This is a genomic window from Flavobacterium sp. CF136 (assembly GCF_000282055.1).
In the GTDB taxonomy this organism is placed as follows: domain Bacteria; phylum Bacteroidota; class Bacteroidia; order Flavobacteriales; family Flavobacteriaceae; genus Flavobacterium.
In genome coordinates, this window is the sequence record NZ_AKJZ01000009.1 from 81,657 (window position 1) to 94,760 (window position 13,104).

General features: G+C 32.9%; 14 protein-coding genes. 4 read left to right on the top strand and 10 right to left on the bottom strand.

All coding sequences use genetic code 11. The features are described 5' to 3' along the window. The first annotated feature begins 33 nt into the window (after positions 1-33). Entirely contained in the window at positions 34-693 is a 660-nt protein-coding gene (locus tag PMI10_RS03485) for an alpha/beta hydrolase (protein WP_035631293.1), read from the top strand. Positions 694-792: 99 nt separating this feature from the next. On the opposite strand, the gene PMI10_RS03490 is transcribed toward PMI10_RS03485, so the two are convergent. Continuing rightward, a complete protein-coding gene (locus PMI10_RS03490) occupies positions 793-1,308 on the bottom strand; it encodes a hypothetical protein (RefSeq protein WP_007804534.1) in 516 nt (171 codons plus the stop codon). A 166-nt stretch (positions 1,309-1,474) separates the two neighbouring features. Between PMI10_RS03490 and rpmH the strand changes: the two genes are divergently transcribed. Both rpmH and carB read left to right on the top strand, forming a co-directional pair. After that, positions 1,475-1,636 (top strand): 50S ribosomal protein L34, encoded by a 162-nt coding sequence (gene rpmH, locus PMI10_RS21825; RefSeq protein WP_007804536.1) that lies wholly within the window; start codon positions 1,475-1,477, stop codon positions 1,634-1,636. Positions 1,637-1,778: 142 nt separating this feature from the next. Then, on the top strand, positions 1,779-4,631 hold the full coding sequence (carB, locus tag PMI10_RS03495; RefSeq protein WP_007804538.1) for a carbamoyl-phosphate synthase large subunit: 2,853 nt from the start codon (positions 1,779-1,781) through the stop codon (positions 4,629-4,631). A gap of 74 nt (positions 4,632-4,705) precedes the next feature. On the opposite strand, the gene PMI10_RS03500 is transcribed toward carB, so the two are convergent. From PMI10_RS03500 to PMI10_RS03530, 7 genes are all read right to left on the bottom strand, one after another. Then, positions 4,706-5,761 (bottom strand): virginiamycin B lyase family protein, encoded by a 1,056-nt coding sequence (locus PMI10_RS03500; RefSeq protein ID WP_007804540.1) that lies wholly within the window; start codon positions 5,759-5,761, stop codon positions 4,706-4,708. Between the two features lie 224 nt (positions 5,762-5,985). Then, on the bottom strand, positions 5,986-6,384 hold the full coding sequence (gene yiaA / locus PMI10_RS03505) for an inner membrane protein YiaA (RefSeq protein WP_007804543.1): 399 nt from the start codon (positions 6,382-6,384) through the stop codon (positions 5,986-5,988). 82 nt (positions 6,385-6,466) lie between these two features. Then, positions 6,467-7,072, bottom strand: a complete 606-nt coding sequence (locus tag PMI10_RS03510) for a TIGR02117 family protein (RefSeq protein WP_369792091.1) — start codon at positions 7,070-7,072, stop codon at positions 6,467-6,469. Between the two features lie 152 nt (positions 7,073-7,224). Then, on the bottom strand, positions 7,225-7,761 hold the full coding sequence (locus PMI10_RS03515) for a DUF4252 domain-containing protein (protein ID WP_007804547.1): 537 nt from the start codon (positions 7,759-7,761) through the stop codon (positions 7,225-7,227). Position 7,762: 1 nt separating this feature from the next. After that, positions 7,763-8,290 carry a DUF4252 domain-containing protein gene (locus PMI10_RS03520; protein WP_007804549.1) on the bottom strand — a complete coding sequence of 176 codons (528 nt, stop codon included), beginning with the start codon at positions 8,288-8,290 and terminating at the stop codon, positions 7,763-7,765. Between the two features lie 16 nt (positions 8,291-8,306). Continuing rightward, positions 8,307-8,792 carry a hypothetical protein gene (locus tag PMI10_RS03525; protein ID WP_007804551.1) on the bottom strand — a complete coding sequence of 162 codons (486 nt, stop codon included), beginning with the start codon at positions 8,790-8,792 and terminating at the stop codon, positions 8,307-8,309. Beyond that, a complete protein-coding gene (locus PMI10_RS03530) occupies positions 8,779-9,288 on the bottom strand; it encodes an RNA polymerase sigma factor (RefSeq protein WP_007804553.1) in 510 nt (169 codons plus the stop codon). Before PMI10_RS03530 ends, PMI10_RS03525 begins: the two co-directional genes overlap by 14 nt. Before the next feature lie 160 nt (positions 9,289-9,448). Here PMI10_RS03530 and PMI10_RS03535 point away from each other — a divergent pair, with 160 nt between their 5' ends. Further along, entirely contained in the window at positions 9,449-10,918 is a 1,470-nt protein-coding gene (locus tag PMI10_RS03535) for a S41 family peptidase (RefSeq protein ID WP_007804556.1), read from the top strand. 125 nt (positions 10,919-11,043) lie between these two features. On the opposite strand, the gene PMI10_RS03540 is transcribed toward PMI10_RS03535, so the two are convergent. Both PMI10_RS03540 and PMI10_RS03545 read right to left on the bottom strand, forming a co-directional pair. Next, positions 11,044-12,006: a T9SS type A sorting domain-containing protein gene (locus PMI10_RS03540; RefSeq protein WP_007804559.1), complete on the bottom strand. Its 963-nt coding sequence runs from the start codon at positions 12,004-12,006 to the stop codon at positions 11,044-11,046. 53 nt (positions 12,007-12,059) lie between these two features. Further along, positions 12,060-13,103: a DUF5074 domain-containing protein gene (locus PMI10_RS03545; protein WP_007804561.1), complete on the bottom strand. Its 1,044-nt coding sequence runs from the start codon at positions 13,101-13,103 to the stop codon at positions 12,060-12,062. Position 13,104: the final 1 nt, after the last annotated feature.

Genomic DNA, 13,104 nt, shown 5'->3' on the forward strand with positions numbered 1-13,104 from the left:
TTAGCATGAAATTGAAATCTGACTATTTATCAAATGAGTAAAATTCCTGTATATTTTATGCCAGGTCTGGCTGCAAGTTCATCTATTTTTGAAAGAATTGATTTAGATGAATCGATTTTTGAAATGTGTTTGCTGGAATGGGAGATTCCCCTTGATAAAGAATCATTATCAGATTATGCGCTTCGCATGACTAAAAATATAAAACATCAAAATCCTGTTTTAATTGGGGTTTCATTTGGCGGAATTTTAGTTCAGGAGATGGCAAGACATATTAATGCGAGAAAAGTAATTATTATTTCGAGCGTAAGAAGCAATCTTGAATTTCCAAGAAGGATGAAAATCGGAAAATCTACAAAAGCTTACAAGTTGATCCCAATGCAGATTTTATTGAATGTTGAAAAGCTGGCGAAGTTTTCGTTTGGCGAAAAAATAAATAAGCGTATTCAGTTATACGAAAAATTCCTGTCAGTCCGCGATTTAAGATATTTACAATGGGCTGTTGAATCAGTAATTCTTTGGGACAGAAATGAAATTGATGAAAAAGTAATCCATATTCACGGAGATAAAGATGATGTTTTTCCGATAAAATACATCAACAGTTGTATTGTTGTAAAAGGAGGAACACATATTATGATCCTGAATAAATATAAATGGCTGAATGAGAATTTGCCTTCGATTATTTTAGAGGAATAAATTTTTATGAAATTCCAATATCGTTCCTCGCAATGATAAAAAAAATCCCAAATGCCTAATTGGAATTTGGGATTTAAAATATTGAAATTTTAGAAAATTTTAGATTTTCTTCATTTGATCTTTCATCATCGTGATTTGCTCTTTCAGCATTCCTTGTTTGTCTAATTTCTTTGCTTCGTTCAGTAAATTAGTTGCTTCCAGTTTTCTTCTGCGTGACATGGCAACTCCGGCAAGGTTTAATTTCGCTACGGCTAAATCCATATCCATAGATAAACCAAGTTCGATTGCTTTCTTGAAATGTTTCTCAGCCTGATTGATGTTAGTCTGAGATAACATGATTCCGTGTAAGTAATTAAAGTATCCCTGTTGCTTTCTTACTAATGCAGTTTCAGGATTTTTAATGTATGCCAGCCATTTTTTTGCGCCTTCAAAGTCTTGTTTTCTTAATTTAAGGAAAGCCAAAAGGATAAATTCGTTTTTAAAGTAAAGAAAAATTGGAATTGCAGTCAGCAAAATAAGGAAAATTCCATTCCCGATATTACTTTCTGTAAATTGCCAAATGCCAGCGACTACAAGAAGTCCGGCTAAAATAAGTTTAATATTTTTATGAAACATAATAGGTGTATATTTGTGACTGCAAATATAGTAAAATGAATTAAAAATATTTTTATTAAAGTACTTGCCAGAAAAAAAAGTCTTTGTATATTTGCACTCGGTTTTAGAATAACGATATTCAAAAACAGAAAAGAGATATTAGATACCATTTTAAAGATACAAAGCAATGAGCAAAAGAACGTTTCAACCATCGAAAAGAAAAAGAAGAAATAAGCACGGATTTATGGACAGAATGGAGTCTGCGAATGGAAGAAAAGTTCTAGCGCGTAGAAGAGCAAAAGGAAGACATAAATTGACTGTTTCTAGCGAACCTAGACACAAAAAATAATGTTTCTATAAACATAAATAAGGCGTTACTTTTTTTAGTATCGCCTTTTTTTATACCTTGTCAGTAAAAAAAGGGTTAAAATTCTGGTTTTTAACAAACTACTGCAGATTTAAAAAATATATAACTACACAATACAATAAAAATGCCTAAAGACACATCAATAAAATCGGTTTTAATAATAGGTTCAGGCCCTATCGTTATTGGTCAAGCTTGTGAATTTGATTATGCAGGATCTCAATCTGCACGTTCTATTCGTGAAGAAGGAATTGAAGTTATCCTGATCAACTCGAATCCAGCGACAATCATGACCGACCCAACTATGGCCGATCATGTTTATTTGAAACCTTTAACTACAAAATCGATTATTGAAATTCTGAAGGAACATCCACAAATTGATGCTGTTTTACCTACAATGGGTGGACAAACGGCTTTGAACTTGTGTCTGGAAGCGGATGAAAAAGGAATCTGGCAGGACTTTGGAGTACGATTAATAGGTGTTGACGTAAATGCTATCAATATTACAGAAGACAGAGAGCAGTTTAAACAATTGCTTCAAAAAATAAATGTACCAACTGCACCGGCAAAAACAGCTACTTCTTTCCTTGAAGGTAAAGAAATTGCTCAGGAATTTGGGTTTCCATTAGTAATTCGTCCTTCGTTTACACTTGGTGGAACCGGAGCGGCTTTTGTTCACAGCAAAGAAGAATTTGACGAAAAACTAACCTACGGTTTAGAAATGTCGCCAATACATGAAGTATTGATTGACAAAGCTTTATTAGGTTGGAAAGAATATGAGTTAGAACTTTTAAGAGATAAAAATGATAACGTTGTAATTATCTGTTCGATCGAAAATATGGATCCAATGGGAATTCATACCGGAGATTCGATTACGGTTGCTCCGGCGATGACTTTATCTGATACTACTTTCCAAAAATTACGTGATTACGCAATCCTTATGATGCGTAGTATCGGAAACTTTGCAGGAGGTTGTAATGTACAATTCGCAGTTTCTCCAGACGAAAAAGAAGATATCGTGGCTATCGAAATTAATCCTCGTGTATCTCGTTCTTCTGCTTTAGCATCAAAAGCGACTGGGTATCCGATTGCAAAAATTGCTTCTAAACTGGCTTTAGGATACAACTTAGATGAATTGCAAAACCAAATTACAAAATCCACTTCAGCTCTTTTTGAACCGACATTGGATTATGTAATTGTAAAAATACCACGTTGGAACTTTGATAAATTTGAAGGTGCTGACAGAACTTTAGGGCTTCAGATGAAATCTGTTGGTGAAGTAATGGGGATTGGACGTTCGTTTCAGGAAGCATTACACAAAGCTACACAATCATTGGAAATCAAAAGAAATGGTTTAGGTGCTGATGGAAAAGGATATACGAACTACGAACAAATTATCGAGAAACTGACTTTTGCAAGCTGGGATCGTGTTTTTGTAATTTATGATGCGATTGCAATGGGAATTCCGTTGAGCCGCATTCATGAAATCACAAAAATAGATATGTGGTTCTTAAAACAATACGAAGAACTTTATACTTTAGAAAAAGAAATTTCAAACTATAAAGTATCTAATCTGCCAAAAGAACTTTTACTTGAAGCAAAACAAAAAGGTTTTGCAGACAGACAAATCGCTCACATGGTAAATTGTTTGGAAAGCGAAGTACATACTTTGCGTATGGAAAAAAACATCAACCGTGTGTTTAAACTGGTTGATACTTGTGCTGCTGAGTTTAAAGCACAAACACCTTATTACTATTCAACTTTTGAAGCTGAGATCGAAAAAGCAAACGGCGAGCGTTATGTAGATAACGAAAGCATTGTGACTGATAAAAAGAAAATCATCGTTTTAGGTTCCGGACCAAACAGAATTGGGCAAGGAATTGAGTTTGATTATTCTTGTGTACACGGAGTTTTGGCAGCAAAAGAATGTGGTTATGAAACGATTATGATCAACTGTAATCCGGAAACAGTTTCGACTGATTTTGATACAGCTGATAAATTATACTTCGAACCAGTTTTTTGGGAACATATTTACGACATTATTCAGCATGAAAAACCGGAAGGTGTAATTGTGCAGTTAGGTGGTCAGACAGCTTTGAAATTAGCTGAAAAATTATCTAAATATGGTGTAAAAATCATCGGAACCAGTTTTGATGCACTTGATTTAGCCGAAGACAGAGGTCGTTTCTCAGATTTATTGACTGAATTGCATATTCCTTTCCCACAATTTGGAATTGCGGAAACAGCTGATGAAGCTTCTGCGCTTGCAGATACTTTGGACTTCCCATTATTGATTCGTCCTTCTTATGTATTAGGAGGTCAGGGGATGAAAATCGTAATCAATAAAAAAGAGTTAGAGGAACACGTTATCAATTTATTGAAATCTATTCCGGGGAATAAATTACTATTAGACCATTATTTAGCTGGAGCAATCGAAGCTGAGGCTGATGCAATCTGTGATGGTGAAAATGTGTATATCATCGGAATTATGGAACACATCGAACCTTGCGGAGTTCACTCCGGAGACAGTAATGCAACCTTGCCTCCGTTTAACTTGGGTGAATTCGTAATGCAACAGATAAAAGACCACACCGTAAAAATTGCTAAAGCTTTAAAAACGGTAGGTCTGATCAATATTCAGTTTGCGATAAAAGACGATACAGTTTATATCATTGAAGCAAATCCTAGAGCGTCTCGTACGGTTCCGTTTATTGCAAAAGCATACGGTGAGCCTTATGTAAACTATGCTACAAAAGTAATGTTAGGACACAATAAAGTAACAGACTTCGACTTTAATCCACAATTAAAAGGATATGCGATCAAGCAGCCGGTTTTCTCTTTCAGTAAATTCCAAAATGTAAACAAAGCATTAGGACCTGAGATGAAATCAACCGGAGAAAGTATCTTATTTATTGATGACTTAAAAGACGATCAATTCTACGAATTGTATTCCAGAAGAAAAATGTATTTGAGTAAATAGTATTCAAATTCAGATATAAAAAAGCCTCAAATTTTAAAATTTGAGGCTTTTTTCGTTTGAAATAATTTCAATGTTTATTTTACGATTATCTTTTTAGATACATTATTAACTTTTAAAATATAATTTCCAGCAGTTAAATTCGGTAAAATAATTTTATTGTCTTTGATATCTGATGATTTGAAATTCTTAACTAATCTTCCTGCAATATCAAATAACGCAACTGTTTCTAAATTACCGTTATTATTTTCGATATATAAATAATCAGTTGCAGGATTAGGATAGACTACAAGTTTATTATTTACAGGACTGTTTATGTCTTCTAATCCTAAAACAGGATCAGTTATTTTAATTATTTTTTTTGAGCTGGAACCTGTGCTAACGTATAATGCTCCATTATAAATTGCCATTTGCCCAGCCGTATCATAATTAGGATAACCAAAACTAACAAATTGAACTTGATCACCATCTACACCTCCGGCTGGAAAACGAAAAATTCTACTTTGAGATCCTGTTGAAATATATAAATCCCCATTTGGTGCATAAACTACATTAGTTGGATTGGCCATACCCGAAATTAGAGTACTTATAACTCCTGCAGGAGTTATTTTTTTAATTGCACCATCAAGTTTGTCAGCCACAATTAAATTACCTGATGGATCAAAAGCTAAGCCATTAGGCGTAGTAAAACCAGTTGCAAAAGTAGTAGTCACTCCGGCTGTACTTCTTTTTTTAATATCTCCAGAATCAACTTCTGAATAATATACATTTCCAGCGGCATCAATAGCAATTCCATAAGGACTGTTTGTAGCAGTATAAGAAGTTAGAACTCCGGCTGCTGTTGCTTTTGCAATTTCGTTACCGAAATTACCGGATCCTGCTATCCAAAGATTTCCACTGGCATCAAAAGCAATCTGTTGTGGGGAAGCGCTTAGTGTGCTAATAAAAGTAGTTTGCGTAAGGCTTGGAGTAATTTTAGTTACTTTATAGGCATTATAATCTGCAACATATAAGTTTCCTGAACCATCAAATGCAATTCCTGTTGGAACGCCTAATCCCGTTACATAATTAGTAATAGTTTGTGCATTAACGCTAAATGTTGATAATAAGGCAAAGAGTAAAATTTTTTTCATGTATTTGATTTTTAGATTAATTCAAAGATATATTTTTCCTTTGTGAAGCCTTATTTTTTATAAGAAAATATATCTCCATTTTTTATTTTTACTAAAAAATTAAAATTTTAGGGTTTTTATTTAAGTTGCCTTAAAAAGGAAGTATAATAAATAAAATTCTGATATAAAAAAAGCTCCAGATTATGGAGCTTGCTTTAAGTAATTTTGTTAAATCTTTGTAATTTTTACTCGTTTTGACTAAAAGACATATTATCTCTTGTATTTTTTTGAACCGAAATAGCACCAAACAACGCTAATAAAAATGCAAAAGCATAAAAGCCTTTTTCGCTCGGTAAAATAGTAGCATTCCAAAGCCCAACGGTTAATAATACAATTGATAAAAGGGTTCCGAACCAGCAAATACCATAATATATATCTGTTACTGGAAGGTTTTCTAATCTGTCTCTAACGCTTTTTTGTAATGAGACTACAGCAAAAAGACCAAACATTAAAACAGTAAAATAATATCCTTTTTCGTTTAGTAACATTTCAGCTCTGGCAAGCCCAACTATAAATCCGATTGTTCCAGCTCCAAGAGCTACCCAAGATGCCGCAATAAAGGCATTCGACGTTTTTTGTACCATGTTTTATATTAATTTTATTTGTATTTCGAAAAAAATCCGGAATCTGTAGCTGTCCAGAAACAACATTTCTGACCACTGGCTTTTAACCGCTATTAGCCCAGGTATTACAGGTCTGAAAGAGGCTGTAGCTTCCGTTTGCTTCGTAAAAAGCATCCGTTTTACCATAATTGGCATCCGTTTTTATAGGCAAAAAATTGCCAGAAGTCTCTTTTTGAAAGCTATTATTGATATAGTTAATCAAACGGCTGTATTGTGCTTTGCTGATCATTATTGATTTGCAATCATCGCCCAGTCTCATTTGTTTATAATAAGTTGTGTGGATAGCTGTTGTACTTAAACCAGTTGCAGCTTTAAGCGCAACAGAAGCTTTTAGATCAGACCAATTTGGTGTTTCTAAATAAAAACCTTTATCACCCCAACCCATAGCAATATATTTATATGTTGAGTCTGCAGATTTTGTGTTTTTAAATTGAACTTGTTTGCTCCAGTCTATCTGATCGTTTTTGGTTGGCATTACAATATCTGTATGAACGCCATTTGTCAGAATAAAAATTTCAACTTCCGGTTTTGTGTCGGTTTCTTTATCAACTGTAATTTTTGAAAGTGTGTAAGCTGATAGGACGTATAATAAAATAAATCCTAAGAAGAGCAAGATTGATTTTAGAAGAATTTTGAATGTTTTTTTCAAGTTGAATTTATTGATGGTTGATTTTTACCAAATTTACTTAAATTATATTCATAGCAAAATTATCAGACAAAAATTATAAAGAAAAATCTCTTTAAATTCAGTGACAAAAAAAGCCTCAATATTGAGGCTTTTTTGTTTTTAAAGTAAGATTGTTATTTAATTAATTGTTGCAGCGGTTTGAGCTGTTCCATGTCGATTTTGGATTTTTGTAAAACAGACATTAAAGTCATAATGTTGTTAGGATTCATGTTTTTTCCTAAAACCCGCACAACTGCAAAACCATTTTCTTTTCTGTTGGCAAAAACCACAAACTCTTCGATGTTTTCGTCGGTACCAACATAACTTATTGATGCTCCATCTTTACCTGAACCAAATTTCATTAATTCCTGATATTTTGGATTTTTTAGAATAGCTTTCACTTTAGCTCTTTCAGTTTCAAATTGTGCCTGATTTTTGGCATTGGCTTTAAAGGCTAAAACATTCATTTTGTCGAATGATTTTAAAGCTTCGTTTTGTTCTGTCGATAATTTTGCGTTATCTAAATTCAAAATATTAGGAGAAATGTCGAGAGCGATAAAATCTTTATTATCTGTGTTTTCTACAAAATATTTTTGCAATGATGGTTCAGAATTACAACTTATTAAAGTTAATAATGCTAAAAGGGCTGAAGTGAAAATACTGGCTTTCATCTTATTTTTTACCTTTTGAGGCTTTTTTAAGATCTGTGCCGCCGGGAAGTTTCATTTTATCTGTCAGGACTGCAATTTCATTTAAATCAAAGTTTCCTGTTAAAGATAATAAAACAGTATCGTCATTTTTTGCTCCATCAATAAACATAAATAACTCTTTTATTTTAGTATCGCTGGCTCCTGATTTAACGTATATTTTTACATTTTTTCCACCATCATTAATACGCATCAATTCTTCTAAATTGGCACTGTTAATGTATTTATCAGCAGAAAGTTTCATATCAGCTTCAACTTTTGCGTTTTTTGTGGTAAAGACTTTTAAATTGTCCAGTTTTTTGATAAGATTCATGTATTGTTGTGTTTCCTTGTCAGAAGGGTCAACTTTTACCTTACTCATTATGTCAAACATTTTTTTGTTTACAATGACTGATGTTACGTCGTCCTGACCATCAAATTTGTCAAAAGCTCCTTGTGCATAAAATGCATGGGTAGCAAAGGCGAAAACTAGTGTTATAATGAAATTTTTCATTTTAATTACGTTTTAATTACTGTTTAAAAATTTTGTTTTTTGATTGTTCGTATTCTTTAATGTATTGTACACTTTCTATACCTACATTTACATTATTAGACAATAAGGCCAAAGCTTTTTGCGTTTCGGCAAGGGCTTTTTCAGGATTGTCATAGGTTCCTAATTCTGATTGCGCTACAATTGGAGTTGTATTTTCGCTAATATAAAAATAGGTTCCGATTCCTAGTAAAACAACAGCAGATGCCGCAATTGATAACCACGCTACATTTCGTTTTTTAGTTTGTAGTGGAATTGCTTCACCTGTTCGAGCCAGGCTCTCGAGTTCCTGCGTCGATTTTTGTTCTTTTACCTGAGAGAAGTAACCAAAAATTGGCTGATATTGCTCCAAATGCTGCGCAACATTTGATGAAGAAAAGTAGTCTTTTAATTCATTTTCTTCAGCAATAGAAGTTTCTCCCTGAAAGTATTTTTCTAATATGTTTTCTATTTTATATAATTCCATAACCGTGTGTATTAATCATTGATTCCCGTATTTTTTTTCTCGCTCTGGAAAGTGCTACCCGAATAGCAGTTTCATTCATGTTGACAATTTTTGCAATTTCATCAAATTCATATTGTTCAACATCGCGCAGCTGAATTAATATTTGTTGTTGTTCCGGAAGCTGATTCATTATTTTTTCTACCCATTGTAAACTATCCGTATCTTCTAATTTTTTATCTAATTGAGGTTCCCTGTCTGTAAAATTGTTATGTACGATTTGAAGATTTCCTGCTCTTTTGGATTTTAACTGGTCCAGACAATAATTTTTGGTCATTGTCATAGCAAGTGCTTCAACATTATTATAGGTATCCAGATTTTCTTTCTTGTTCCATAATTTGACTATTACTTCCTGAGTTGCATCTTCTGCTTCTTCGGTACTGGTCAGTAATCTTTTTGCCAGACGAAAAACTTTGTCTTTAAAAGGATTTATTAATTCTATAAACACAATTTGATTCATAAAGCAAAGATTATTTCGTTAGCTTATATAGTCAAGACGAGGCACTATTATTTTTGTTACAATTAAGTTTGAAAATTTTTATTAAAAAAAGCGAAAAACTGATTCCTGTTAAAACTAAAGATACTATTTTTACGTTAATCTATTTGGAAACTTACATTTTATGAAAAGAATATCAAGAAGCCTGGTTTTATTATTTTTAGCGGCATTTAGTTTACAATCTTGTGATGACAAAGATGATGTTGCTACCTCACCGAATTTGCAAATAAATAATTTTATCTGGAGAGGATTGAATGAAGTTTATTTATGGCAGGCAGATGTGCCTAATTTAGCCGATGATCGTTTTGCAAATCAGGATGCATTGGATTCTTTTTTGAAAGGATATTCAAAACCGGAAGATTTATTTGAAGATTTACTGAATAAACCGGAAAGTAAATATCCTAATGGAGATGCAATTGATCGTTTTAGCTGGATTGTAGATGACTATACTGTTTTGGAACAGGAATTAAACGGAATTACAAAAAATAGTGGTATTGATTTTAGACTGAGCAGGCAAGCTTCAGGATCGAATAATTTAGTTGGATATATACGTTACATAATTCCTAATTCTGATGCTTCAGGTAAAGATATTAAACGTGGAGATTTGTTTACGAGCGTGAATGGAACACCGCTTACGGTTTCAAATTATGAAGCTTTACTTTTAAATTCAGATAGTTATACGCTGAATTTAGCCACTTATAATGGAAGCTCATTTGTTTTAAATGGTAAGTCAGTAGCACTTACTAAAACTACTTTAGAAGAAAATCCAATTTTAATCAATAAAACAATAACTTCCGGAAGTCATAAAATTGGATACCTAATGTATAATGGCTTTTATGCAGATTATGATGATGATTTAAATCAGGCTTTTGGACAATTAAAAACAGCAGGTGTTACTGATTTCATTTTGGATTTACGTTATAACGGAGGAGGATCAGTTAGGTCTTCAACCCGATTGGCTAGTATGATTACCGGACAGTTTACTGGGCAAATATTTTCTAAAAGACAATATAATGCTAAACTGATGAAGGATTTAACGACTGAAGATCTGGAATCTTTAAATGAAAGATTTGTAAACATTTTTGATGGGACTGCAGTTAATAGTTTAAATTTGACTACAGTTTATGTTATTACAACTGGCAATACAGCATCAGCAAGTGAAATCATTATTAATGGTTTAAAGCCATATGTTAATGTGATTCAGATAGGTGAAACTACAGTAGGGAAGAATGTTGGGTCATTTACGGTTTATGATTCAGAATCTTTAACAAAAACAAATGTAAACCCGACTCATAAATATGCCATGCAGCCTTTAGTTTTCAAAATTACAAATGCTGCTGATTTTGGAGATTATACACAAGGGTTAGTACCAAATTATATACAACAGGAATATATTGATACTTATGGAGTATTAGGTGATGCATCTGAACCTTTGTTGAATCTTGCAATTTCAAAAATTACAGGCGCAACGGCAAAAAGAATACAAAATGATGAAGGACTAATATTGCCTTATTTTACAGATTCAAAATCAATGCGTCGTTTTGGAAAAGAAATGTATTTGGAAAGTACTCCGAAAGAATTTTTGAAACACTAAAAATAAAAAAGGCTTTCGTAATGAAAGCCTTTTTCAATTTTCCAAAAATAAAACTAATTGTAAAAAAGGAATCATTTGTATCATACTGCAAACGATTCATTTTGCCGTTTCCGTTTAAGGATGAATTATTTCACGAGTATTCTCGTAGTTGATTTTTTGTTCTGAATTGTTACTTCAAATAAATAAATGCCTGAGTTTAGATCAAAAACAGTAATTGCTTTATGATTTGCTTTAGGCAACGTTTTAACAATTTCCCCGGAAATATTATAAATTGTTACATCGCTTTCTTCTTCACTATCAATATATACAATATCTGATGCAGGATTTGGATACAGGCTTACAGCATTTTTGTTAAAGTCTTTATTATCTAAAGTCTTTTGATTAATTACACCAACAGCATTTAAATCAAACCCTCCTGTTGCATACGGAGTAGAATATAGCTCATTAACAATATTTCCATGACTGTCATGAGAAGCATATAAAGGATTGATTGTTCCTATTGCGTCAATTATTTTTACATGTGTAATATTATCTTTGTCTAATAAAGCATTGTCAGGAAGATCAGATAAGTCAAATGGAGTTCCAAAATTGGCTCTGTATTTTCCGGCAAGATTATTTATATATCTACAGTCAACTGCTCCAAAACCACCAATTTGAGTAGTGGTTTGAGTTTCACTATGAGAAGGAAACCTAAAAAAGTTAATTCCGTCAGAACTCACTTCTACAAAACCTAATTCTAAAAATGTATCCGAGAAACCGTTCTCAAAAACTGCAAAATCAAATCCGGAACCATTGGCAATTGGAGAAGCAAAGGTAACAGTTGCACTTCCTCCGTCTCCTAAGGAAACCACACTAGTACTTGTTCCTCCTAAAGCATCATTTGGATTGCCTGAAGAAGCTAATGGGCCAGTAGGATTTGCAATATCCTGAGGACCTCTTACAACAGTAATTCCTGTTGCCCAGCCTATAAAAACAGAACTGCTTTTTGCTATTGCCGTGCTGCCAGCCTGTCCGGCAGGCGGAGCATAGGATTGTGCCGTAATTATTGATGAAATAAGTAGTAAACTTAAAAGTAATTTTTTTATCATAAATTTGATTTAGAAAAAGCCCTCATAAAAAATTATAAGGGCTTTAAATATTTTTAGTCATTAAAGTAAAAACCATTTGGACCTACACCAACAGTTAATTCTTTTTGTAATGTTCCGTTCAAACTATAGATATAAGCTTTACTGTCAGCTTTATAATCCCCACTGTCGGCGATATAAATACGATCATTATTAACAGCAAATCCGTATAAATTAGCAACAGATGATGCAGTTACAATTGGTGTAGTAGAAGCAGATGTTGCATTTATATTAACACTATAAACTGAGTTTGATACAGTATAGTAAATTTGGTTGTTGTAAATGTCTAAATATCCATTTCCGTCCAGTGATTCCGGGAATGTGATTTTAGAAGTTGTTTTGTCAGATAATTTTACTTTTACTATTTCGCTTCTGTCTCCATAAGGATTTCTTAAAATATATAAAGTGCCATCTTCTTCTTCCAAGGTATCAGCAGATGAACCAATAGTTATTGGAGTTTCCAACATTTTATTTGGAATATTAACTATTAATAATTTATCACTATTGTATGGTTCTGTAATGTATAATTTATCACCTTCTAATACGATTCTATTTGCTGTAGCGTTCAATTCGATTTTAGATTCAACAATGTTTGTAGTTAAATTAATTACGGCAACATAATCGTCAGTATTACCGGTTTCAGCATTTTGATATGCGTAAGTATTTGCATTGGTTACGTATGCTTTTCCATCTTTTACAACACCATATCTTGGGTTTACAAGTCCGCTTTCAATTTTAGCAATTAACTTGAAAGTATATCTGTTTACAACATTAATCACATTTGATCCTGCAATGATATACGCTCTGTCGCCATCAAAAAAGATATTTTGGGCATATTTTCCAAGCAAATCATTTGTGTTAGCCGCAGTATAAACATCTTTTGTGAAGCTGCTAAAATCATCGCTTGAGAACGAAACGGTTCCTTGTCCCGCACTTCCTTCATTCAAAATAAAAAAACCATTGTCATAAACTCCTTTTGGTTCATTATCACTTTCATCATTCGAACAGGAAACAAATAGAGAAACGCTAAGCGCTATTAAAAACAGTTTGGTAATTTTCATA

Coding starts and splice junctions, on each gene's coding strand:
- PMI10_RS03500 (WP_007804540.1), bottom strand. CDS start 5,761: ATGAAAAAAATTTTACTCTTTGCCTTATTATCAACATTTAGCGTTAAT.
- PMI10_RS03545 (WP_007804561.1), bottom strand. CDS start 13,103: ATGAAAATTACCAAACTGTTTTTAATAGCGCTTAGCGTTTCTCTATTT.
- PMI10_RS03485 (WP_035631293.1), top strand. CDS start 34: ATGAGTAAAATTCCTGTATATTTTATGCCAGGTCTGGCTGCAAGTTCA.
- PMI10_RS03515 (WP_007804547.1), bottom strand. CDS start 7,761: ATGAAAGCCAGTATTTTCACTTCAGCCCTTTTAGCATTATTAACTTTA.
- rpmH (WP_007804536.1), top strand. CDS start 1,475: ATGAGCAAAAGAACGTTTCAACCATCGAAAAGAAAAAGAAGAAATAAG.
- PMI10_RS03530 (WP_007804553.1), bottom strand. CDS start 9,288: ATGAATCAAATTGTGTTTATAGAATTAATAAATCCTTTTAAAGACAAA.
- yiaA (WP_007804543.1), bottom strand. CDS start 6,384: ATGGTACAAAAAACGTCGAATGCCTTTATTGCGGCATCTTGGGTAGCT.
- PMI10_RS03535 (WP_007804556.1), top strand. CDS start 9,449: ATGAAAAGAATATCAAGAAGCCTGGTTTTATTATTTTTAGCGGCATTT.
- PMI10_RS03540 (WP_007804559.1), bottom strand. CDS start 12,006: ATGATAAAAAAATTACTTTTAAGTTTACTACTTATTTCATCAATAATT.
- PMI10_RS03490 (WP_007804534.1), bottom strand. CDS start 1,308: ATGTTTCATAAAAATATTAAACTTATTTTAGCCGGACTTCTTGTAGTC.
- PMI10_RS03520 (WP_007804549.1), bottom strand. CDS start 8,290: ATGAAAAATTTCATTATAACACTAGTTTTCGCCTTTGCTACCCATGCA.
- carB (WP_007804538.1), top strand. CDS start 1,779: ATGCCTAAAGACACATCAATAAAATCGGTTTTAATAATAGGTTCAGGC.
- PMI10_RS03525 (WP_007804551.1), bottom strand. CDS start 8,792: ATGGAATTATATAAAATAGAAAACATATTAGAAAAATACTTTCAGGGA.